Origin of the sequence: Lentzea sp. NPDC051208 (assembly GCF_040682435.1) — a bacterium.
GTDB classification, from domain to species: domain Bacteria; phylum Actinomycetota; class Actinomycetes; order Mycobacteriales; family Pseudonocardiaceae; genus Lentzea; species Lentzea kristufekii.
This window is the reverse complement of the sequence record NZ_JBFBAW010000007.1, coordinates 129149-151341: the sequence shown is the minus strand read 5'-3', so window position 1 is coordinate 151341 and position 22193 is coordinate 129149. Positions and strand designations below refer to the sequence as shown.

General features: G+C 68.5%; 24 protein-coding genes. 14 read left to right on the top strand and 10 right to left on the bottom strand.

The annotated features are described in order from the left end of the window. Positions 1-96 precede the first annotated feature (96 nt). The gene (locus tag AB0M48_RS18570; RefSeq protein ID WP_363843134.1) at positions 97-1635 is read left to right on the top strand and encodes an amino acid permease; all 1539 of its coding nucleotides are present in this window, start codon (positions 97-99) and stop codon (positions 1633-1635) included. Between the two features lie 25 nt (positions 1636-1660). Further along, a complete protein-coding gene (locus AB0M48_RS18565) occupies positions 1661-2116 on the top strand; it encodes a MarR family transcriptional regulator (protein ID WP_319985756.1) in 456 nt (151 codons plus the stop codon). Here the strand turns inward: AB0M48_RS18565 and AB0M48_RS18560 are convergent. Beyond that, a complete protein-coding gene (locus AB0M48_RS18560) occupies positions 2113-2718 on the bottom strand; it encodes a hypothetical protein (protein ID WP_363843131.1) in 606 nt (201 codons plus the stop codon). The genes AB0M48_RS18565 and AB0M48_RS18560 overlap by 4 nt on opposite strands. A gap of 17 nt (positions 2719-2735) precedes the next feature. On the opposite strand from AB0M48_RS18560, the gene AB0M48_RS18555 reads away from it, so the two are divergent. Continuing rightward, on the top strand, positions 2736-3971 hold the full coding sequence (locus AB0M48_RS18555) for a glutamate mutase L (RefSeq protein ID WP_363843128.1): 1236 nt from the start codon (positions 2736-2738) through the stop codon (positions 3969-3971). Here the strand turns inward: AB0M48_RS18555 and AB0M48_RS18550 are convergent. Next, on the bottom strand, positions 3968-4186 hold the full coding sequence (locus AB0M48_RS18550) for a helix-turn-helix transcriptional regulator (protein ID WP_030476549.1): 219 nt from the start codon (positions 4184-4186) through the stop codon (positions 3968-3970). The genes AB0M48_RS18555 and AB0M48_RS18550 overlap by 4 nt on opposite strands. Further along, positions 4186-4665 (bottom strand): DUF2975 domain-containing protein, encoded by a 480-nt coding sequence (locus tag AB0M48_RS18545; protein WP_319988855.1) that lies wholly within the window; start codon positions 4663-4665, stop codon positions 4186-4188. The genes AB0M48_RS18550 and AB0M48_RS18545 overlap by 1 nt, the downstream gene beginning before the upstream one ends. 77 nt (positions 4666-4742) lie before the next feature. Between AB0M48_RS18545 and AB0M48_RS18540 the strand changes: the two genes are divergently transcribed. Further along, positions 4743-5321: a TetR family transcriptional regulator gene (locus AB0M48_RS18540; RefSeq protein ID WP_363843123.1), complete on the top strand. Its 579-nt coding sequence runs from the start codon at positions 4743-4745 to the stop codon at positions 5319-5321. Here AB0M48_RS18540 and AB0M48_RS18535 read toward each other — a convergent pair. From AB0M48_RS18535 to AB0M48_RS18525, 3 genes are read right to left on the bottom strand one after another with little or no spacing between them, the layout of a single operon-like run. Continuing rightward, positions 5314-5838: a GNAT family protein gene (locus AB0M48_RS18535; RefSeq protein ID WP_363843120.1), complete on the bottom strand. Its 525-nt coding sequence runs from the start codon at positions 5836-5838 to the stop codon at positions 5314-5316. The two genes, AB0M48_RS18540 and AB0M48_RS18535, sit on opposite strands and share 8 nt — an antisense overlap. Before the next feature lie 10 nt (positions 5839-5848). Beyond that, positions 5849-6163, bottom strand: a complete 315-nt coding sequence (locus tag AB0M48_RS18530; RefSeq protein ID WP_363843117.1) for a hypothetical protein — start codon at positions 6161-6163, stop codon at positions 5849-5851. A gap of 1 nt (position 6164) precedes the next feature. After that, a complete protein-coding gene (locus AB0M48_RS18525) occupies positions 6165-8570 on the bottom strand; it encodes a hypothetical protein (RefSeq protein ID WP_363843114.1) in 2406 nt (801 codons plus the stop codon). A 98-nt stretch (positions 8571-8668) separates the two neighbouring features. On the opposite strand from AB0M48_RS18525, the gene ahcY reads away from it, so the two are divergent. Continuing rightward, entirely contained in the window at positions 8669-10132 is a 1464-nt protein-coding gene (ahcY, locus tag AB0M48_RS18520; RefSeq protein WP_363843111.1) for an adenosylhomocysteinase, read from the top strand. 48 nt (positions 10133-10180) lie between these two features. After that, on the top strand, positions 10181-10651 hold the full coding sequence (locus AB0M48_RS18515) for a hypothetical protein (protein ID WP_363843108.1): 471 nt from the start codon (positions 10181-10183) through the stop codon (positions 10649-10651). Here the strand turns inward: AB0M48_RS18515 and AB0M48_RS18510 are convergent. Next, complete coding sequence (locus tag AB0M48_RS18510) at positions 10644-10826, bottom strand: hypothetical protein (RefSeq protein ID WP_363844008.1); 183 nt, start codon at positions 10824-10826, stop codon at positions 10644-10646. The genes AB0M48_RS18515 and AB0M48_RS18510 overlap by 8 nt on opposite strands. Between AB0M48_RS18510 and AB0M48_RS18505 the strand changes: the two genes are divergently transcribed. Together AB0M48_RS18505 and AB0M48_RS18500 are read left to right on the top strand one after the other, a co-directional pair. Beyond that, a complete protein-coding gene (locus AB0M48_RS18505) occupies positions 10758-11165 on the top strand; it encodes a DddA-like double-stranded DNA deaminase toxin (protein WP_363843970.1) in 408 nt (135 codons plus the stop codon). The genes AB0M48_RS18510 and AB0M48_RS18505 overlap by 69 nt on opposite strands. Then, positions 11144-11587 (top strand): Imm1 family immunity protein, encoded by a 444-nt coding sequence (locus tag AB0M48_RS18500; RefSeq protein ID WP_363843105.1) that lies wholly within the window; start codon positions 11144-11146, stop codon positions 11585-11587. The genes AB0M48_RS18505 and AB0M48_RS18500 overlap by 22 nt, the downstream gene beginning before the upstream one ends. Here AB0M48_RS18500 and AB0M48_RS18495 read toward each other — a convergent pair. After that, entirely contained in the window at positions 11571-11807 is a 237-nt protein-coding gene (locus AB0M48_RS18495) for a DUF397 domain-containing protein (protein WP_363843101.1), read from the bottom strand. The two genes, AB0M48_RS18500 and AB0M48_RS18495, sit on opposite strands and share 17 nt — an antisense overlap. After that, on the bottom strand, positions 11722-12576 hold the full coding sequence (locus AB0M48_RS18490; protein WP_363843098.1) for a DUF5753 domain-containing protein: 855 nt from the start codon (positions 12574-12576) through the stop codon (positions 11722-11724). Before AB0M48_RS18490 ends, AB0M48_RS18495 begins: the two co-directional genes overlap by 86 nt. Before the next feature lie 85 nt (positions 12577-12661). On the opposite strand from AB0M48_RS18490, the gene AB0M48_RS18485 reads away from it, so the two are divergent. Beyond that, entirely contained in the window at positions 12662-14704 is a 2043-nt protein-coding gene (locus AB0M48_RS18485; RefSeq protein WP_363843095.1) for a hypothetical protein, read from the top strand. 113 nt (positions 14705-14817) lie between these two features. Here AB0M48_RS18485 and AB0M48_RS18480 read toward each other — a convergent pair whose 3' ends face one another. Further along, the gene (locus AB0M48_RS18480) at positions 14818-15786 is read right to left on the bottom strand and encodes a hypothetical protein (protein ID WP_363843092.1); all 969 of its coding nucleotides are present in this window, start codon (positions 15784-15786) and stop codon (positions 14818-14820) included. A 142-nt stretch (positions 15787-15928) separates the two neighbouring features. Between AB0M48_RS18480 and AB0M48_RS18475 the strand changes: the two genes are divergently transcribed. The 5 genes from AB0M48_RS18475 (at position 15929) to AB0M48_RS18455 (ending at position 21841) form a co-directional block, all read left to right on the top strand. Further along, positions 15929-16573, top strand: coding sequence for a dTMP kinase (locus AB0M48_RS18475; RefSeq protein ID WP_363843089.1), 645 nt, complete (start codon positions 15929-15931; stop codon positions 16571-16573). A gap of 76 nt (positions 16574-16649) precedes the next feature. After that, a complete protein-coding gene (locus AB0M48_RS18470; RefSeq protein WP_363843086.1) occupies positions 16650-17480 on the top strand; it encodes an SAM-dependent methyltransferase in 831 nt (276 codons plus the stop codon). A 185-nt stretch (positions 17481-17665) separates the two neighbouring features. Continuing rightward, the gene (gene mtrA / locus AB0M48_RS18465; protein ID WP_030471262.1) at positions 17666-18343 is read left to right on the top strand and encodes an MtrAB system response regulator MtrA; all 678 of its coding nucleotides are present in this window, start codon (positions 17666-17668) and stop codon (positions 18341-18343) included. A gap of 10 nt (positions 18344-18353) precedes the next feature. Then, positions 18354-20108: an MtrAB system histidine kinase MtrB gene (gene mtrB, locus AB0M48_RS18460; protein WP_363843084.1), complete on the top strand. Its 1755-nt coding sequence runs from the start codon at positions 18354-18356 to the stop codon at positions 20106-20108. After that, positions 20105-21841: an LpqB family beta-propeller domain-containing protein gene (locus AB0M48_RS18455; RefSeq protein WP_363843081.1), complete on the top strand. Its 1737-nt coding sequence runs from the start codon at positions 20105-20107 to the stop codon at positions 21839-21841. The genes mtrB and AB0M48_RS18455 overlap by 4 nt, the downstream gene beginning before the upstream one ends. The last annotated feature ends 352 nt before the right edge of the window (positions 21842-22193 follow it).

The following is a 22193-nucleotide window of genomic DNA, read 5'->3' as shown; positions in this document are numbered from 1 at the left end:
GTTCGGCGCAACCCGCGGCCATCGAGCTATGGGCATCTCACCTGGTGGTTACCTCTAGGGTGGGCCAATTCAGGTTCCATCAAGGAGGTATGCACCGTGCCGGGGAACGGGTTGTGGCGCACGAAGTCGATCGAGCAGTCGATCGCGGACACGGACGAGCCGGGCACCAAGCTCCGCAAGGATCTGACGGCGTGGGACCTCACGGTCTTCGGTGTGGCGGTCGTCATCGGTGCCGGCATCTTCACGCTCACCGCGAGCACCGCGGGCAACATCGCGGGGCCGTCGGTCTCGCTGTCGTTCGTGCTGGCGGCGATCGCCTGTGCGCTGGCCGCGTTGTGCTACGCCGAGTTCGCCTCGACGGTGCCGGTCGCGGGTAGCGCGTACACCTTCTCCTACGCGACGTTCGGCGAGTTCGCCGCGTGGATCATCGGGTGGGACCTGGTGCTGGAGTTCGCGGTCGGCTCGGCCGCGGTCGCCAAGGGGTGGTCGGCCTACCTGCAGACGACGTTGGGGCTCATGGGTCTCGACGTGAAGACCGAGGTGGGCGGCGGCATCAAGTTCGACTGGGGCGCCGTGCTCCTGGTCGCGGTGCTCACTGCGCTCCTCGTCATCGGTACGAAGCTGAGTTCGCGGGTCAGCGCGGTCATCACGGCCATCAAGGTCGCGGTGGTGCTGCTCGTGATCGTGCTGGGCATCACCTACATCAAGGCCGAGAACTACTCGCCGTTCATCCCGCCTGCCGCCGAAGGTGGTGGTCCTGCCGCGCACACCGGGGTCGAGCAGTCGCTGTTCTCGCTGATCACCGGCTACTCGGGCAGCACCTACGGCGTGCTCGGCATGCTGGCCGCGGCGAGCATCGTGTTCTTCGCGTTCATCGGATTCGACGTCGTGGCGACCACGGCGGAGGAGACGAAGAACCCGCAGAAGGCCGTGCCGCGCGGCATTCTCGGCTCGCTGGCCATCGTCACGGTGCTGTACGTCGCCGTCACGCTGGTGATCACCGGCATGGTGCCGTACACGGAACTCGCCACGCAGCCGGACGGCACGCGCGCGACGCTCGCCAAGGCGTTCTCGGACAACGGGGTCGACTGGGCGGCAACGGTGATCTCGGTCGGTGCGCTCGCCGGTCTGACCACGGTCGTCATGGTGCTGATGCTCGGCCAGAGCCGCGTGCTGTTCGCGATGTCGCGCGACGGACTGCTGCCGCGCAAGCTCGCCAAGACCGGCAGCCACGGCACGCCGACGCGCATCACGATCATCATCGGTGTGCTCGTCGCGGTCGCCGCCGGCTTCTTCCCGGCGGGCAAGCTCGAAGAGATGGTGAACGTCGGCACGCTGTTCGCGTTCATCCTCGTCTCGGCGGGTGTGCTGGTGCTGCGCAAGACGAGGCCCGACCTGTCGCGCGGCTTCCGCGTGCCGCTCGTGCCGCTGGTGCCGATCCTCGCGATCCTCGCCTGCCTGTGGCTGATGCTGAACCTGACCGCGCTCACGTGGATCCGGTTCCTCATCTGGATGGCGCTCGGTGTGGTCGTCTACTTCGTCTACAGCCGACGCAATTCGGTGCTGGGCAAGACGGGCCAGGGCAAGGTCGAACCCGAACCGGTGGTCAAGCACGGCGAAGAGCCCGGCATCTAGCTCGTCACCAACTAACCTGCGCACCATGGAAAACGCGCGGTGGCTCTCCGAGGAGGAGGCGACGGCCTGGCACCACTTCGTCCAGGCCTACCACCTCCTCGAGAGGCAGATCGAACAGCAGTTGCAGCGCGACGCGGGCCTCTCGCACGCGCAGTACAACGTGCTGATCGTGCTGTCCGAACAGCCGGACAACCGCATGCGCATGACCGAACTCGCGCGCAGGGTCGTGGTGTCGAAGAGCTCGTTGACCTACCAGATCGGCAAGCTGGAGAAGGCCGGACTCGTGCGGCGCGAGCCGCACGAGTCCGACGAGCGCGGCATCCTCGCCGTGCTCACCGACGCGGGCAAGGACCTGCTGCGGACCACCGCGCCCGGCCACGTCGGGACTGTCCGCGAATACCTCATCGACCTCTTCACGCCGGAGCAGCTCGCGCAGCTCGGGTCGTTCATGAAGGTCGTGCACGAGAAGGCCGACGACTAGAGCGTCAGCAACCCATGCTCGTCCAGCCACTGCGCCACGTCGTCCGGGCCCTGCCGCGTCACGTCGAGCTCCAGCACCGGCAGGATCGACTTCGCCGCGAGCTCGCGGAGTTGGCGCTGCTCCTCGACGAACGGCTCCAGCGAGACGTACTGCTTCGGGTTCGCGCTGATCTTCAGCCGTTCTTCCCGTGCCGCCTCGAACGTGTCCTCAGGCCGTGTGCACAGCACGATCGCGAAGTTGAGCGGCTTCAGTCTCTCCTCCAGCCAGCCGAAGTCGAAGTCGCGCCCCTGCCGCGCCTGGTACGCCAACGTGGACAGGTGGAACCGGTCGACGATCCACGAGTAGTAGCGCTGCAGTTCGAACATCCGCGCCCACGTCTCGTAGGTCTCCATCGCGTGCGCGGTCTCCTCCGGCGCGAAGTCGATCAGCCCACGGCCCCACGGCTCGTTGCTGAAACCGCTCCACTCACCCGAGATCAACGGTGAGTGGTACCGGTACCTGCGGTGACCGACCAGACGAGGGTGTTCGTTCAACGCGAAGGCCAGATCCGTCTTGCCGGTCAGCCGCGTGCCTTCGAGGATCACCTTGGGTGTGAGCTTCATGGTGGCAAGCTAACCCCGTGATCCTCTGTCTCGACGTCGGTTCCACCTGGACCAAGGCCGCTCTCATCACCGGAGAGGGCGAGCTGGTCAGGACCGGGCAGCACCCGACCACGCCGCCGGAGGTGCTGCGGGGCATCGACGCGCTGCGCGAAGAGGTCGGCGACGGCGAGATCCTCGCGTGCTCCTCCGCGGGCGGCGGCCTCAGGCTCGCCGTCGTCGGCCAGGAACGGGTGGTGAGCGCCGAGGCCGGCTACCGGGTCGCGCTCAGCGCGGGCGCCAAGATCGTGCACGTCAGCGCGGGCCCGGTCGACGTGAGGGCGTTGCGCGCGTCGGCCTCTGACCTGGTCCTGCTGGTCGGCGGCACGGACGGTGGTGATCGGTCGGTCCTGCTGCACAACGCCGGGAAGCTCGCCCGCGTGGCCGTGCCGATCGTGCTGGCCGGCAACGTCGAGGCGCAGCCGGAAGCGTTGGAACTGCTGGCGAAGCGCACCGTGGTGGCCTGTCCGAACGTGCTGCCGGACGTCGGTCAGCTCGCCCCGGAACCCGCACGCAGGGCGATCCGCGAGGCGTTCCTCCAGCACGTGATCGGCGGCAAGGGGCTTTCGAGGGGCCCGAGGTTCCGTCAGCTCGTGCGGGCCGTGACGCCGGATGCCGTGCTGGCAGGCGTTTCCCGGTTGGCCGCACAGGATCGCGAAGGTGCCGTGCTGGTGGTGGACGTCGGTGGCGCGACCACGGACGTGTACTCGGCGGTGTCCACTGCGGACAGTGAAGGTCTGGAGAGGACGGTCGCGCTGCCGCCGGACCGGCGCACCGTCGAGGGCGATCTGGGCATGCGCTGGTCCGCGCCGGGCGTGGTGAAAGAAGCGCTGACCGAACGCCTGACGACCGAGGACCTGACCGCGGAGGCGCAGTTCCGCGCCGAGAACGTCGACTGGCTCGCGGACGACCCGGCGGTCGACGTGAAGCTGGCGTCGTTCGCGGCGATCCTGGCCGTGCGCAGGCATCTCAGGCAGGTCGACGGCCAGCTCGGACCACACGGGGCGGGCCTGCTGGTGCTGTCGGGCGGAGTCTTCCGGCACACGCCCGACATCGGGCCGATCGTCGAGGCGCTGCGGGCCGACCCGGTGCTGCGGCCGGTGCTCAAGGCCGCCGAGATCACCGTCGACCGCGACTACGTGCTGGCACCGGTGGGCCTGCTCGCCGAGTCGGAGCGGCTCGAAGCCGCCGACCGACTGGCGAAACGGCTGGGCTAGGCGGATTCCTCGTCGTCCACGAACTCGAGGAGGTCACCCGGCTGGCATTCCAGCACCCGGCACATGGCCTCCAGGGTGCTGAACCGCACGGCTTTCGCGCGCCCGTTCTTCAGCACCGCGACGTTGGCGGGCGTCAGCCCGACCTTCTCCGCGAACTCGCCGACGCTCATCTTGCGCTTGGCCAGCTCGACGTCGATGCGCACGACGATGGCCATCAGATCACCGATTCCATGTCAGCCCGCAGTTCCGTGGCGCGCTTGAGCAGCGCCCGCATCACCACGAGCACGAGCCCGACCACCGAGACCGCCGACGTGAACAGGAAGAACAACACGATCACCCCCGGGTCGTCGGCGTTGACGCCGACCCAGATGAACACGCCCACGAGCACGGCCCACGCCGCGGCGATCGCCCACACCATCACGTTGACCCACCTGATCGCGCCTTCGGTGAAGATCAGATCCTTGCGCACCAGCGTGAGCAGTTTCCAGGTGGCCACGATCACCACCTGCACGCACACGATCCAGAAGATCGACACGATCGTCGAGGGCCACCTCAGATGGGCCTCGTCCGGGTTCTGCTGAGCCATGTGCGCGTACTGGCCGGGGATCGAGAACGTCTCCAGCATCACGAGGATCCCGAACAGCGCCACCAGGAACACCCGGAGCGCCGTCACCGCCCAACGTTCAGAAATCATGCATCGAGTATCGGTAGTCATCTATCGAAAGTCAATCGGTAGTGATCGTGTCGCAACAGGTCTCTACAGTGATCGCCGTGGGACTGCGCGAGCGCAAGAAGATCGAGACCCGAGCGGCGCTGTCGGCCGCCGCCCTGCGGCTCGCCCTGGAGAAGGGCGTGGACGAGGTGCGCGTCGACGAGATCGCCGAGGCGGCGAACGTCTCGCCGCGCACCTACAACAACTACTTCGCCAGCAGAGAGCACGCGATCGTCGCGGGCATCACGGCCACGCGAGCGCTCCAGGTCGCGGAAGCGTTGCGCGCCAGGCCCTCCGACGAGCCCCTGGTCGACTCGATCGTCGCCGCGTTCGCCGAGCAGTACCGCGAACCACCGACCGAGGCCCTCGCGCTGATCACCTCGACACCGGCGTTGCGCGCGGCCTACCTCGACTCGGTGGCGGAACTGGAACCGCCGATCGCCGACGTGATCGCCTCGAGGCTCGGCAAGTCCGACGAGGGCGCCGAAGTGCTGGCGGCCGCGGTGTCGGCGGCCGCCCGCCTGGCCGTGCGGCGGTGGGTCGACCTGCGCCCGTCCGGACTGGTCGTCGTCTCGGCGGGCTCGGTCGAAGATCACCTGCGCGAGGCGATCGGCCACCTCGCGCCCGCACTCACTTGAGCTCGTCCTTCAGCACGCACATCAGCAGCGCGTCGTGCCACTCGCCGTCGCGGAAGAACGACTGCCGGAACCGCCCGTCGACCTGGAACCCGACCTTCTCGTAGGACCGGATGGCGCGGGTGTTCGCCTCCACGACGCCGAGCTCGATCGAGTGCAGCCGCATGGTGTCGAACCCGTACCGGCAGGCCGTGCGCAGGGCATCGGTGCCGTAGCCACCGCCCCAGTGGTCCTTCTCGCCGATGTAGACGTCGACCTCGGCCCGCGCGTTGATCGGATCCGCGTCCCGCAGCACGACGACGCCGATGAGCTTGCCGTCCTTCAACGTCTCGATGCAGAAGGTGACCTTCTCGTACGAGTTCTCCTGACGGTCGGCGAAGCGTCTGCGCGCCGACGCCAGCGACGAGTGGAAGTAGCTCTGCAGCCACCGCATCACTTCTTCGTCGTTGTGCCAGCGGTGGAACGCGTCGGCGTCCTCCGGCTCGACGGGCCGCAGTCGAACAAGATCCCCAGTCAGCATGGTCCGCAGATTACCCAGCGTGGACGACCTGGATGTCCGCTTCCGCCACCACTCTGGGCCCTTCCATCACCAGCATCCTCGCGCCGGGGACCAGAGCGGGCCTGGCCAGTTCGCGCACGAGGAAGTCGACCTTGCAGGTGCGGCTTTCGTCCTCGCGCACATCGAGCTGTTCGATCAGGACGCTGATGTGCGCGTCACCCGGCGTGAACACCGCCGTGGCCATGTAGACGGGGGCCGTGGGCGGACCGGATCGCCGCCCGCCCTGCTCCGCCGTCCGCCATCTGATCACCGCTTCTGCCATGGGGTCGTCGATGTGCTCCCTCACGTCAGGAGCCTCCCAGCGCGTCCCGAGACCGGGTTGCCGGCTTCCGCGCGAACGGCAGCGAAGGCGACTCCGGCGCGTCCACCTGCAGCAGCCCCGCCGCGATCGCCACCGCCCGGTCCCACTCCGGGTCCGACGTGTAGTCGGAGTGCGCCGACACCCCGGACCGCCACCGCCGTCCGGGGAACGGCCCCCGCTGCGGATCCGGCAGCCAGTGGTCGCCACCCAGCACCAACGCCCCGGTGGGCCCGCGCAGGGCAGGCGCCAAGGCACCCTCGGATCCGTCCTCGCGGTAGCCGACGCCGAGCAACATGCCGTCGAACACCTGCCGCCGCCACGTCGTCACCGCGCCGCCCAGCGGATCCGTGCCCCGGCACAGCGCGCGCCAGCGTCCGTCCAGCCCGCCGGCCAGCCGGGCCAGCGACGCGTGCGGCACCACGGCCGGGAACGCCCGCGGGTAGGCCCACTGCAGCTGCGAACCGGCCGTCAGCAGGCCGATCCGCTCGCGGTCGTGCGGAGGCAGGTCCTCCAGCAGGCGGGCCGCGGCGACGGCGACCAGCAGGGAGCCCTGCGAGTGGCCGCAGAGGACGACGCGGGTGCCGGGGTCGCGCAGGTGGTCCTGCACGCGGGCTACGAGTTCCGGCACGACCTTGAGCGCGTAGCAGGGAGGCACGATCGGATGCGCCTCACGCGGCCAGAACTGCGCGATGTCCGCGATGATGCCGAGCCGCCGTCCCGACTCCGGCTGCCGCGCCGCCAGGTACACCGCGCGCAGCAACGACACGGCCAGCAGACCGAGCACGAACACGCCGAAAGCCGAGAAGGGATACGTCCACGAAGCCAGCTCCACGTCGCGCAGCCGCTGCAAGGAGGCCAGCACGGCGCCGACCACCAGCACGGACGCGACGATCAGGATCATGTGATGGCCGTGGTTGCGTTCCCAGCGGGCCCACCACCACGCCCGCGTCGCCATGCGGAGGTCGCGCATCCGGCCGGAGTGCAGCAGCGAAGCCTCACGCGCCCACACCTTGCCCTTGCGGAACGCCCGCCACCGCACGGCACCGGTGAACGAGGCCACCGCGAGCATGCTCAGCAGCGCCAATACCCCCGCCACGCCCCACAGCAGGGTGATGTAGGTGTACCCGAGCGGCAGGTGCAGCTCGTCGCCCAGCGCCTTGCGCACCGGCAACGCCACCCCGGCGCCGAAGCCGCCGCCGAGCAGCCCGGCGATCGCCAGCACCGGCGCCGCGAACCAGCCGCCGGCCCACGGCCGCAGTTCGCGCGGCAACGAGCGCCACGTCTTGCGGGCCAGCAGCGCCGCGGGCACGAGCAGCAGCCCGAACAGCACCAGCACGAACGCCATCAGCAACGCCACGACCTGCACGGTCACGTCCGCGCCGGGCACCCGCAACGGCAGTTGCTCCTGCAGTCCCAGCGTCGTCAGCACCAGAAGCAGCGAGAACACCAGCAGCAGCCGCCGGGGCTTGCGGCTCAACGCCGCGCGCAGCCACCGTCCGCCACGATGAGGCGCACCGCCCGTGGGGTCGTCCAACAACAAGACGCCGAGCACGGACACACCTACGAGCACCAACGACACAGTCCACGCCACCGTGATCGCGACGCCCATGCCGCCGGCGGCCGTGAGCTGCTGCAACGGTCCGCCCAGCGCGATCAGCGACGTCACCGCGAGCGCGGCCACGACGTGCAGCGACCGCAACGCCGCCGTGTCCGGGTCCGTCGCCACGTGCGCGCCGGGCAGCCCCGACGGAGGCTGCTTGTCCTTCTCCTCGGCGTCGGCGATCTCCTTGCGCTCGATCCGCCACTCGACGTGCGAGACGCGCCGCATCACCGCGATCACCATCAGAATCGGCAGCAACCCCAGGAAGGTCCGGAACCAGGGAAAGGCGCGCACGTCGCCCGGAATGCTGGTCAGACACGCGGTGGCGGGCCGCAGGCACTGGGCGGCGAGCAGGTCCAGGCTGACCACCGAGATCTGCGCGACCAGCAACGCCGTCAGCAGCAGCGCGAACACCCGCAACAACGACCGCAGACCGATTCCGAGCAGGTGAGCGGGCAGGTTCTGCTCCGGGACGGGAGGGAGCATCCAGTGCGCGACGTTCGCGATGCTGAACGGGAAGAGCAGCGCCCACGTGGCCTTGGCCACACCGCCGGACGTCATTCCACCCCACAGATACCCCTCGACCACGCGGGGGATGGGACGGCCCTCGGTCTGCAAGACTGGACCAGGCGCGGGCCTGCGGAGTCTGTCGGCCGGACGCACGATCCGTCCGAGTCCGTCCCCCGCAACGTCCACGGCCGCAACGGCGTCGACGAGCGTCTGCGGCGTCGTTCCTTGGACGCCGTGGACGCGCAGTTCGACGACACGTGTGTCCGGGCCGGTAAGCAACACCCGAGACCTCCCTCACCCAACGTGGGGGACATAGTGGTGCATCAGCGGGCGGTATGGTCGGACGACACCCTCGCTGAAGTGCCCTGGAGGACTTCGTAATGACCGCGGAACGGTTGCAGACCCGCAACGGCATCGACTTCGCAGTGGCCGACCTGTCGCTCCACGAGTTCGGCCGCAAGGAGATCCGGCTGGCCGAGCACGAGATGCCCGGCCTCATGGCCTTCCGCCGCGAGTACTCCGGGGTGTACCCGCTCAAGGGCGCCCGCATCTCCGGCTCGCTGCACATGACGATCCAGACGGCCGTCCTCATCGAGACCCTGGTTGACCTGGGCGCCGAGGTGCGCTGGGCCTCCTGCAACATCTTCTCGACGCAGGACCACGCGGCGGCTGCCGTCGTCGTCGGCCCGCACGGCACGGAGGAGGAGCCCAAGGGCGTCTCCTGCTTCGCCTGGAAGGGCGAGACCCTGCCGGAGTACTGGTGGACGGCCGAGCAGATGCTCACCTGGCCGGACGGCAAGGGCCCGAACATGATCCTGGACGACGGTGGCGACGCCACCCTGCTCGTCCACAAGGGCGTCCAGTACGAGGCGGCCGGTGTCGTTCCGGCGGCCACCGAGGACGACTCGGAGGAGTACACGATCGTTCTCGACACGCTCCGCGCGTCGCTCGAGAAGGACGGCAAGAAGTGGACGAACATCGCCGAGGGCATCCGCGGCGTCACCGAGGAGACCACGACGGGCGTCATGCGCCTGTACCAGCTGGCCGCCGCCGGTGAGCTGCTCTTCCCGGCCATCAACGTCAACGACGCCGTCACCAAGTCGAAGTTCGACAACCGCTACGGCATCCGCCACTCGCTGATCGACGGCATCAACCGCGGCACCGACGTCCTCATGGGCGGCAAGGTCGCGGTCGTCTGCGGTTACGGCGACGTCGGCAAGGGCTCCGCCGAGTCCCTGCGCGGCCAGGGTGCCCGCGTCATCGTCACCGAGATCGACCCGATCTGCGCCCTGCAGGCCGCCATGGACGGCTACCAGGTCGCGAAGCTCGAGTCGGTCCTGCCGATCGCGGACATCATCATCACGACGACCGGCAACAAGGACGTCGTCACCGTCGAGCACATGGCGCAGATGAAGCACCAGGCGATCCTGGGCAACGTCGGCCACTTCGACAACGAGCTCGACATGGCCGGTCTGCAGCGCTACCCCGGCATCCGCAAGAACAACATCAAGCCGCAGGTCGACGAGTGGGTCTTCCCGTCGGGCCGCACGATCATCGTGCTGTCCGAGGGCCGCCTGATGAACCTGGGCAACGCCACGGGCCACCCGTCGTTCGTGATGTCGAACTCCTTCTCGAACCAGGTGATCGCTCAGATCGAGCTGTTCACCAAGTTCAAGGAGTACGACAACGAGGTCTACCGCCTGCCCAAGGTGCTGGACGAGAAGGTCGCGCGCATCCACCTGGAGGCGCTCGGCGGCGAGCTGACCAAGCTCACCAAGGAACAGGCCGAGTACATCGACGTCGACGTCGAGGGCCCGTTCAAGCCGGAGCACTACCGCTACTGACGTAGTTGACAGGGGCCTCCCGCGCGCGTCGCGGGAGGCCCCTGTTTCATGTTCACCGTGGGATTCTTCGGCACTTACGCCTACGAGCACGGTTCCTGGAAGACGCTGTCCGAGGGCGAACTGCCGCCCCTCGCGGAGCCGTTCCTGTGGATCGACATCCACGACAGCGACATCACGTCGGTCGTCTACGCCCCGGCCGGCACCGGCTCCGGTGTCGCCTACCTGGGCCTGACGCCGCGAACGTACTTCGAGAACCCCAGCGCCTCCGACCCGACCGACGTCCTGCGGGAGGCCGCGGGGCTGGCCGAGTGGTGGGCGTCGCTCAACTCCGGCGGTGACGTTCCGGCCAAGCAGGCGGAGCTGCTCGCGTTCCTGGCCGAGGACGAGGACCCGAACGCGTTCGAGTGGAACGAGTCCGAGGACATCGACGAGATCGACGACGGTGAGGTGTTCGTCGAGGTCAAGACTCGGCGGTTCCTCGCTGCGCTGGACCTGCCGGTGCCCGACGGGCTCAGCTGACGTCTTGCCCGCCCAACGCCGGCCAGATGTACTTGACGCCGCTGAGGAAGCCCGCAGCCTCATCGAGCAGTTCTCGGCGGGAAGCGGTCAAGCCGAATTCCATCGGGTGCTCGACTGGTTCAGCCAAGTCATCAACGGGATTGATCAGCTGCAACGTCAGCTGTCCGCGATTCACGCCGACGTGACCGTTGCGGCCAACCGCTTGGAGGGAAGCGGCCGGACGAGTGAGGTGCTGGAGCTCGACTCACCTGTCCGCAGCCGGCCTCAGGGAACTTCGAATTGGTCCCCCTCGTGGCACCTCGTGGGTGGCAGCCCACGTCGAGGTCAAGCTCGCTGCGGCGCTCCGCGGACTGCCGCGAAGCACGTTACGCTCGCCGTCGACAATGAGCCTTGCAATGAAGGCCGATGGTCGTGCGACCGCCTTCTGTCGAGAATCCTCAAACCAGGTCAAACCGTGACGATTCACTGGCCGGGCGGCGAGCAGACCTACCGGTGGAAGGAAGCCCAGAGATGAGCTATGTCTTGGAGGCTTCGTACAAGCATGGCGCAGGCGTGAGCTTGTTGCGCAGCGACGACGACATCGACAGCTTTCTTGCTGAGCTGCTGAACGCAGGGCCGGACTACCAGTCGGCGACGGTCTACGCCGTGGACGAGTCCGTCGACGAGGACCCGACGCACGAGTTGGTGGTTGGCGTTGACCAGGCCACCGCGCTTGGCGCTGTTCGCTACGCCGGTGATGATGGCGAGTGGTTCAGCAAGGGAGAACAGGTCAACCCGGACGGCGTCCGCTACCTGTACTACGGGACGGCGCACGGGTTCCCGGCTGACTCAGAGGTGTCACTCGACGTGGTGCGGCAAGCCCTTCGGGAACTGCTGGCGAACGAGGGCACACGCCCCGAGGGCTTGCCGTGGCAAGCGGCTACCGAGCTTCGATGAATCCCTGCCAAGCCTCGACGCTGAACTCCAGCTCGGGACCTGCGATGTTCTTGGAGTCACGCACGCGCACGGCTTGGGCGAATGCCACTTCGACGCAGTCGCTGTCGACAGAGTCACCGCCGCTGTAGCTGCTCTTACGCCAGGTGCAGTTTCCGGCCACTGAGGTCCTCCCGCGATCGGCTGGCGAGATCCGCCACCATCGACCGCGATTGTTCCTCATCGAGAGCGAGGGCATCTAGCCTCGCGAAGATCGACTTGCAGCGTCGTACGCCGATGTCGTCCTGCACGAACACCATCGCGAGGTCGGTCTCCGTGAAGGCCACGTCGCTGCGCTTCTCGTACTGCCAATGCACGTAGTGAGCCAGCAGCACCCCAGCCGGGCCGCTGGCCGCAGGGATGATCCGAATGGCGTGGGTGTGGAAGAGCAGCCTCAAGAGTTGGTCTTCCATGACCTCGTCGCTGCCGACCTTGAGCCGCAGAGCATTCTCGTGGATGTAAAAGGTGCAATCCGGGCGGTTGTGCCGTCGCAGGATCGCCTGTCGTTCCATCCGAAAACGGATGGCCGCCTCGATCAGGTCCGGCGTGAGGACGCCACGTGCCTCGTAGAGCGCCCGTGCGTACTCCTCGGGCTGCAGCAGGCCTGGAATGTTCGCCAGGTCGTAGGTGGTGATCTTGTCCGCTGCAGACTCGGCCATCGCCATCGTGCGCAGGTTGTCCGGGACCTGCACGAAGTAGAGGTCGAAGGCGGAGCGGTACCGCCTCAGGAAGTCCTCGATGAACGCCTGAGGACGGCCGCATCGGCCCAGGTACTGGATGATGTCGATCTCGGTCGCGCGAACCTTGCCGTGCTCGATGTTCGAGACCTTGCCGGGGTCCCAGCCGAGCATCTTGGCGATCTTCCGCCCGCGGAACGTCGTGAAGCTCTCGCGGATCTGGCGCAGCTCGTCGCCCAGGTCGCGGCTGTAGGGGGTGGACGGATCACCGTTCATGCAGTCTGACGTTAGGCGTTGGAGCCCGAACAACATCGTGCCCAAATGGGTGGAATTGCGTTGACGTGCGGGTTTTACTGACCAGGTGCGGACGACCATCATCAAGAAGACCCTGCGCGTGCCCACTTCGGACGGTGCGCCGGGTGACGGTGCCGCCGTCGCGAGGCAGCTGGACGCCGCGCTGATCAGGTCGGGTTTCAAGGCCTCGCGGGAGCTGCTCGAACACGTCTCCGGCCTGGCCGGCGCCGAGGACTACGCCGCGGAGGTCGTGCGCGCGGTCAAGGAGCTGATCGGTGCGCGCGGGCAGCACAACCCGTACTTCAAGGAGTTCCCGCACAACGTGCCGGACACCCTCGCGTTCTGGTGGGAGTGCCTGCGGGACGCGCTGGAGCAGGGCATCGCGCCGACGAACAACCTCCTCGACCTGCCGAAGTACGGGCGGGTCCAGCACTCCTACGAGGAGATGCTGCGGGCGCACGACGAGCTGATCCCGTCGTTGAAGGACCGCATCATGCTCGTGCACCTCGGGGGCACGCTCGAAGAGGAGGCCCAGCGCCTCTTCGAAGAGCTCGCCACGAGTCCGATTCCGTTGGCGGAGAACGACAGGGCGTTGCTCGGCGAGCTGGCCGTGCTGTGCCCCGACGGCGAACTGGACGTGCCCGTCCGGGAGAACCGGGCGATCCTCAACGCCGCCCGGCTGGTCGCGCAGCGGCCGCTCCAGGACATCGACACCGTCACCGACGTGCTGCGGCTCGCGGCCGAGGCGTCCGGGGGAGACGTCACGCTCGTGGAACCGACGCGCTTCCGGTCGTTCCGCCGGCCTGAGCGCAGGGCGTTGCTCGGCGCGTTGAACGAGGTGGCGGAGAGCAAGCTCGGCGACGTCGGGCAGCACCGCGAGGCGTGGAAGCGGCTCGGTGAGCGGTTGCACCCGCACGAGTACCCGTTCGAGCGGGCGCAGGACGTGTTCGCGGTGGCGCGCAAGGAGAAGGTCGCGCGGTCGTTCGCCGGGCAGGTCGAGCTGGCGTTCGCGCAGAACGACGCCGACCGCGCCGCCGGGATCCTGGCCAAGGCGCCCGGTCTGTTGCTGCGGCAGCTCGACAGGTTGCTCCGCAACGGCGCCGGAAACCTCGCCGCGCGCGTCGAGGCCGCGGTGCCGGAGGTGTCCAGCCGCGTGCTCGTCTCGGTGCTGGAACACCTGTCGAACCGCACGACGCCGGACGCTGCCCGCATCTTCCCGACCCGTGCGCGCAGGGTGTGGATCGCCGACGACGCCCGCGAGCCGCTCGATCCCCAGGCGGTCGCGGCGATCGTCGAGGTGGTCGAGAACGAGCTGATCCGCCGGCTGCCGGAGTGCTCGGAGCTGGTCGTGGACGACGAGGTGCTCGACGTCGTGGTGCCGGTGTCCGGTACCGAAGAAGGCTTCGGCGTGCTTCCGCGCGGGTCGAAGTTCTGGCTCGAAGGTGACGTGCTGCGGTTCTTCGTGCACTGGCGGCAGCACGCGAAGCGGACCGACTACGACCTGTCCGCGGTGCTGCTCGACGAGAGGTTCGAGTACCAGGGGCAGGTGTCGTGGACGCAGCTGAAACAGGACGGCGCCTTCTACTCGGGCGACGTCACGGACGCCTGGAACGGTGCGACGGAGTTCATCGACGTGCACCGGATCAACACGAACGCCAAGTACGTGGTGCCGCAGGTGAACATCTTCTCGGGAGAAGGGTTCGACGACGTCGCCGAGTCGATGTTCGGGTTCATGAGCCGCGACCTCGACCAGATGGGCAAGCCGTTCGAACCGAGCACGGTGCGGGCGCGCTCCGCCATGCGCGGCAAGGGAAAGGTCGCGCTGCCGGTGATGTTCGAACGGGAGGGCGACACCTGGTTCGGCACCTGGCTGCACCTCTACCTGCGCGGCACGTCGTGGGGCAACCGGGTCGAGGAGAACCGCGACGTCGTGAAGCTGATCGCCGCGGCGGCGTTGCGGCGCAAGTACTTCACCGTGGCGCGGCTGAAGGACCTGTTTGCGCGCAAAGAATCCACAATGGATTCGCCGGTGCTCCGCATCGGATTGACGCAGGACGAGACCGGAACCGTCACCACGGTGTCAGAACTCGGGAAACTGCTGTCGGATTGAGCGGCCTCGCTGCTACCGTGGTCCCAGCGAGGCCATGAGGGAGCTTCCTTCTAACTCCGGAACCGGAATGCTCTTCGGAGCGCCGGTCTTTAGCTCCCTCGCTTTCCTCGCCCCTAGCTCCACTCGACGGCGATGCCCGCGATCCCCGGCCCGACGTCGCCGAAGTACGCGCTGACGACGCCGCCGAGCCCGCACACCAGCTCGTCGACGTCGACCGGCGTCGCGTCGGCCGAGGCCAGGAACTGCTTCATGCAGCGCGCGGGCATCGCCCGCCGGTGGAACGAGAGCTGCACGAGGTACGAGCCGCAGGTGTCGCGGAACGTCCGGTGGTGGCCGGGGGTCGCGTTGCCGGTGTCGTCGGTGATCGTGAAGCTGAAGACGTGCTCCTCGCCCGCCGCGAGCCGCCGGTCGAACAGCATCTCCACGGCGAGGTTGCGGGAAGCGCTTTCCCGGCGCAGCCGCCCCTGCCGGCAGCCTTCGCCGGCTCTCACCATCGCGTTCTCGATCAACGAGCCGTCGTCGCCGTGGTGCGTCGCCAGGTACCTGTCCGGTCCCTGGCGCACCGCGCGCACGACGAGCCGCGTGGTGATGGACCGCTGCTCGCGGTGCATGCCTATCTGGGCGGTGTCGTGCACGGAGAGCACTTCGAGGTCGGCGTTGCCCCGGGCGGCCTCTGGTACGGAGTCGAACGTTGCGAGCAGAGGTGCGTGGTCGGGCCAGGTCGCGACGGGCCGTGGCGCGTAGGTGTTCGCGTTGCGCGGGCCGATGAGGTCCAACAAGGACGACGGCGGCAGGCGCAGCACGGTCTCCAGCGCGCGCACTGTGCTGATGGCGCGGGGCACCTCGGGATGGCGCAGGCCGCGTTGCCAGTACGAGAGCGTCGACTGGCCAACTTGGACACCCAGCTGTTCGAGATGTGCGCGCAGCCGTGCCAGCGAGAGGCCCCGGTGGGCGATCGACTCGCGCAATGCGCGGTGGAACGGCCCGTAGCGCAGCGTCTCGGCGAGAGGGGTCGGCAGACCCCCGGTCGGGTGCCCGTTCGGTTCTTCGACCGACTTGGCGTGCCCGGAATCCGCGGTCACCGCGGCACCTACCCTTCACACGCGCCGTGTGACTGTTCACCGTAGTCACTCGTTCTGGTGATCGAAAGATCGGATTTCGCCCGTGTGGGGGACGTGCTGCGGCCGTGTGAGTGGCCGGAACCGGTCCCGTTAGGGTTCTGGCGTGGGAAAGCTCGTGGTGATCGAAGGTCTGGACGGCGCCGGCAAGCGCACCCTCGCCAACGGATTGACCGAGGCGCTGGCCGCTCAGGGCAGGACCGTGGCCAGCCACGCGTTCCCGCGCTACGGCGTCAGCGTGCACGCCGACCTGGTCCGCGACGGCCTCTACGGCCGGCTCGGCGACCTGAGCGACTCGGTCTACGGGATGGCCGTCCTCTACGCGCTCGACCGGCGCGGCGCGGCCGACGAGATCCGCGAGGACCTCGAGGAGCACGACGTCGTCCTGCTCGACCGGTACGTGGCGTCGAGTGCCGCGTACAGCGCGGCGCGGCTGCACCAGGACGAGCACGGCGAGTTCGTGCGGTGGGTGTACGAGCTGGAGATCGAACGCTTCGGGCTGCCCGTTCCGGATCTTCACCTGCTGCTGCGCGTACCCGTGGAGGTCGCGGCCGAACGAGCGGCGAAGCGGGAACAGGCCGACTCGGCGCGCGCCAGGGACATTTATGAATCCGATGGCTCGTTGCAGGCCAGATGCGGCGTCGTTTACGACGGATTGGCGAACATCGGCTGGCTCGCCCCGTGGCAAGTGGTCGATGGGCGGTCAAACGTGAACTTTCGTTCGCTTCTGGAACCACTCTTCACTCCTTGAGTGGTCGCTCACGTGCGTACCGATTGACACGATCGAGTGTCCGGTTTGTCACTGTGAGTGAATAGGAGATCACAATTTGAAGCGTGTACTGCAGCGAACCCCGGTCGGTGTCGCCCGTACGGCGGTCCTGATCGCTGCCGCCCGCGCCAACGAGCAATCTCATCCCCGCCGCCTCTTCGACGACCCGCTGGCCGCGGGACTCGTGGAGGCCGCCGGCTCCGCGAGCGACCTGAACGGCGTCCGGACCCTCGCGGGTGACCACTTCGTCCTGCGCACCCGGTATTTCGACGACGAACTCCTCGGCACCCCGCAACCCCAGGTCGTGATCATGGCGGCGGGCCTCGACACAAGAGCGTTCCGGCTGCGGTGGCCGCCGGGCACGACACTCTTCGAACTCGACCTGCCCGAGCTGATCGAGTTCAAGGAAGACGCTCTGCGCGAGCAACTCGCCCGGCCCGCCTGCGAACGCGTCGCCGTCCCGTGCGATCTGCGGGACGACTGGGCAACAGCGCTGATACGAGCTGGTTTCGACCCGAAGAGGCCCACGGCGTGGTTGCTGGAGGGCCTTTTCATGTTCCTGCCGCCGGACGCGGGCGAGCAGATCCTGTACTGGGTGAGCGCGCTGTCCGCCCGTGGCAGCACGCTCGCGCTCGAACACGTCAACCACGCCTTCCGCGAGCTGCCGCAGATGAAGCCCGTGCACCAGCGGTTCGACGCGCTGGACGCCCGCTGGCGGTCCGACGTGGAGGACCCCGTCGAGTGGCTCGACGGCTACGGCTGGCACGCGACGGTGACCCACCAGGTCGACCTGGCCGCGCGGCACGACCGCGCCGTCCCGGCGATCACCGACCCGCGGAAGGTGGGTGACGCGCGCATCTGGCTGGCCTCCGCCGTCCGCACGGCCTGAGAACGCCCGGTAACGAAAGATGATCCTCGCGCGGATACTCACGCGACGAACAGGTCAAACGGGGCGAGGTGGGGTACGTGGAACGACAGTTCCGGCCGGTTACCGAACGAGCGCACATCGCCACCAGCAGCAACGGAACGTGGGCGGTGCGCGAACGCGCGACCGGCAGTGCAACGATGTTGGGTATGAAGGCACGCGTGCTCGTCGTCGATGACGACCCCGCCCTGGCGGAGATGCTGACGATCGTGTTGCGCGGGGAGGGCTTCGACACCGCGGTGGTCGCCGACGGTGCCCGTGCCCTGCCCGCGCTGCGCGAGCTCAAGCCCGACCTCGTGCTGCTCGACCTGATGCTGCCGGGGATGAACGGCATCGACGTCTGCAAGGCGATCAGGTCCGAGTCGGGCGTGCCGATCGTGATGCTCACCGCGAAGAGCGACACGGTCGACGTGGTGCTGGGCCTCGAGTCCGGCGCGGACGACTACGTCGTCAAGCCGTTCAAGCCCAAGGAGCTCGTGGCTCGCATCCGGGCGCGCCTGCGGCGCACCGAGGCCGAGCCGTCCGAGGTGCTGCAGATCGGCGACCTGACGATCGACGTCCCCGGCCACGAGGTGCTGCGCGAGGGCAGGCCGATCCAGCTCACGCCGCTGGAGTTCGACCTCCTCGTCGCGCTGGCCCGCAAGCCGCGCCAGGTGTTCACCCGCGAGGTGCTGCTCGAGCAGGTGTGGGGTTACCGCCACGCCGCCGACACGCGCCTGGTGAACGTCCACGTGCAGCGGCTGCGCTCCAAGGTCGAACGGGACCCGGAACACCCCGAGGTGGTGTTGACTGTCCGCGGTGTCGGGTACAAAGCCGGCCCTCCGTGACAGGTGGCGTATGAAGTTCGTGCGGCCGGCCATCGCGAAGGCGCAGTTCCTCGTCGAGGAAGCGCGTAAGCGGTGGTCCGCGTTTGGTGACCTCTGGCGTCGCTCGCTGCAGTTGCGCGTCGTCGTGTCCACGCTCGCGCTCTCGTCGGCCGTGGTGTTCGTGCTGGGCATGGTGCTGCAGATGCAGATCACGAACCAGCTGCTGAACACCAAGGACGAGGCCGCGGTGCGCCAGGCCATGGCCTCGCGCAGCCTGATCCAGTCCGATCTGATCGGTCTGAACCCCGGCCCGGACAGCGTGCAGACGCGGTTCACCAGCGCGATCAACAAGCTCGCTGTCGGTGGCGCCGGTACGGACGCCACGACGGCGGGTGCCGGTGCGTTCGAACCGGTGCTGGCCGACGGGCTCGGCTCCGCCGGCGCCGGGCGCGTGCCGTCCGTGGGCAAGCTCGACGACGTGCCGCGCGGCCTGCGCGAGATGGTCGAGGACGGCGGCTCCGGCACCCAGATCCACACCGTGCAGCGCGACGGCGCGCAGACCACGTTGTTCGTCGTGGGCCTGCCGATCAGCACGTCCGCGCGCTCGATGCAGCTGTACCTGATCTTCCCGCTGACCGCCGAGCAGCGCACGGCCGAGGTCGTGCAGTCCACTCTGGCGGTCGGCGGCATCGTGCTGCTGGTCCTGCTCGCGTTGATCGCGAACCTGGTGACGCGCCAGGTGGTGCGGCCGGTGCGGCAGGCCGCCGAGGTCGCGGAACGGTTCGCGGACGGCACCTTGCACGAACGCATGCACGTCGTCGGCGAGGACGACGTGGCCCGCCTGGCCGAGTCGTTCAACGAGATGGCCGAGTCGATCCAGGCGCAGTTCAAGCAGCTGGAGGAGTTCGGCCAGCTCCAGCGCCGGTTCACCTCCGACGTCTCGCACGAGCTGCGCACGCCGTTGACGACGGTGCGCATGGCCGCGGACGTCCTGCACGCCTCGCGCGAACAGTTCCCCGCCGGGCTCGCCCGCTCCACCGAGCTGCTGGTGGACGAACTCGACAGGTTCGAGTCGCTGCTGGGCGATCTGCTGGAGATCTCCCGCCTGGACGCCGGCGTCGAGGAACTGACCGCCGACCAGGTCGACATCCGCGTGCTGGCGCGACGCGCGCACGATTCGGTGCGGGCCATCTCCACGAGCGCCAACTCGCCGGTGGTGCTGGACCTGCCCGACGACGAGCTCGTCGCCGAGCTCGATTCCCGCCGCGTGGAACGGATTCTGCGCAACCTGCTCGCGAACGCCATCGACCACGGCGAGGGCCAGCCGGTCGAACTCACCATGCGCGGCAACGACGACGCCGTCGCGATCACCGTGCGAGACCACGGCGTCGGTCTGCGCCAGGGCGAGGCCGAGCTGGTGTTCAGCCGCTTCTGGCGCGCCGACCCGTCGCGCAACCGCCGCACCGGCGGCACCGGCCTGGGTCTCTCGATCTCGCTGGAGGACGCCCGCCTGCACGGCGGCTGGCTGGAGGCCTGGGGCGAGCCCGGCCACGGCGCCGTGTTCCGCTTGACGTTGCCGCGCAGGCACGGTGAGGAGCTGCGCGAGAGCCCGCTGCCGCTGGCGCCCGCGATCGAGCACGGCTCTGTCACCGTCGTCGAGGAGCCGGTCGTCCACGAGGAGCCCGGCGAGATCGAGCTGCGGCCAGAGGAGATCACCTGGCAGCCCGCGGAGCCCGTGGACGGGCCGCCCGCGTCGTCGGACGAGGTTTCGGAGGAAGTGCGGTGAAGCGGCTGGCGTTGCTGGTGCTCGTGCTCGTCACCCTGTCCGGGTGCGCCGCGATTCCGACGAACACCCAGCCCAAACCGATCGGGTCGAAGGACAGCAAGGCGTCCAACACGCCCGCCGCACCGGAACCGCGGCAGAACATCGACCCGTTCATGCTCGTCCGCGACTTCATCGACGCCACGTCCAATCCGGACAACAACTACGCGGCCGCCCGCGCGTTCATGACGCCGGAGGCCAGCAAGACGTGGGACACCAAGAACCCCACGATCATCGAGACCGGCTTCTCCACCGTGCCGACCTCGCAGGCGCCGCAGGACAAGACGCAGACCGTCATCCTGCAGGGCAAGTACGTCGGCCGGCTCGGCAGCGACAACGCGTTCGTCCCGCAACTCGGCGACTTCCAGAAGCCGGTGAAGGTCGAGCGCAACAGCGAGAACCAGTGGCGGATCTCCGAACCGCCCGCGGGCATCTACATGCCGCAGAACCTGTTCAACACCACGTACCGCCGGATCACGCTGTACTTCTACAACCCCGAGTTCACCGTGCTGGTGCCGGATCCGCGCTACGTCGTGATCCCGCCGGCGACGAGCATCCCGACCCGCGTCATCGAACTGCTGATCGCGGGCCCCGGCGACGCGGTGCGCGACACCCTCGTGAGCGCGCTGGGCCCGGACGCCGACAAGTTCGAGGACACGAGAGAGGCCGACGACGGCGCACTCGAGGTGAACCTCACCAACGTCGGCAAGGACCTCACCCCGGAGAAGCGCAAGCAGATCGTCGCGCAGGTCGTGAAGTCGTACTCGGGCGTCACCTCGTCCCGCTTGCGCGTGCTGGTGGACGGCCAGCAGATCCTGCCGGACCAGCGCGACTACCGGCCGTCCGACGTGTCGGCGACCGCGGGCGAGGCGTTGCTGGCGCTGAACGCGAACCTCCAGGGCATGATCGTGGCGGACGGCTCGGTCCGCTCGCTGACCGACGGCGCCCCGATCAAGGGCCCCGCGGGCACAGGCGCGTACAGCGTCGTCTCCGCCGCACAGTCCCTGGACGGCTCGAGGCTCGCCGTGGTCTCCCGCTCCGGCGGCGGGATGCGGCTGCGAGTGGGCGAGCTGGAACAGGACCTGTCCGAAGTGGACATGACCGCGACCACCCTGTCGAGACCGACGTGGCAGCTCTCGAGCGGCCCGAAGGAACCCGGCACCGAGGTCTGGACGGCGGTCAACGGCAACTCGGTGACCAGGGTGACCCGCTCCGACAACGGCAGCTGGACCGCCAAGGGCGTCAACATCACCGACGTCGTGCCGTTCGGCTCGATCAGCGAACTGCGCCTCTCGCGCGACGGCACGCGAGCCGCCATGGTGATTGCGGGCAAGCTCTACATCGCCTCGGTGGTGCGCAACAACCAGGACGTGGCCCTCCGCGCACCCAGGCAGCTGCAGCCGTCGATCCTCGGCGCGGCCGTGCAGTCCATCGACTGGCTCTCGCAGGACGTGCTGGTGGTCTCCTCCTCGCTGCCTTCGTGGCCGGTCACCAAGGTCTACACCGACGGTTACAAGATGGACCGCTACAGCCAGTCGAACCTCAACGTGCCCGTCGGTTCGGTGGCGGCCGCGGCGGCTCGTCAGGTGCAGGTGGTGGACCCTTCCGGGCTGTGGTCGGCTTCGGACATCACTGACGTGTGGAGGTCGAGCGGGATCCGGGTACCCGCGGGGGCGCTGGTGTTCTACCCGGGCTGACGCGCCTGGGTAGCCGCCGCTGGGCTGACGCGGCTGGGCTGACGCGCCTGGGCTGACGCGCTGAGGCGGCTTGGGTAGCCGGGCTGAGGGCGCGGCGAGAGCTGGTCGGTAGTGCAGACATCGCGAGTCGGTGCGAGATCTCACCGCCTGCCGAAGCCCACGCCAGCCGCGGCACACCGCTGCCGAGTCACGCCCGCTGAAGGCTCCCTGCCGCCAAGGCGCGCCCGTCGAAACGCCCGCCCGTGCGTCAGCCGAAGCGCCTCACCTCACGCCACCCGTCCAGAGGCGTCACCACCCCGGACTCGGCCCCTCTATGCCCGGCGCCTCTGCCCAGGCCCTCACCACCCGGCCC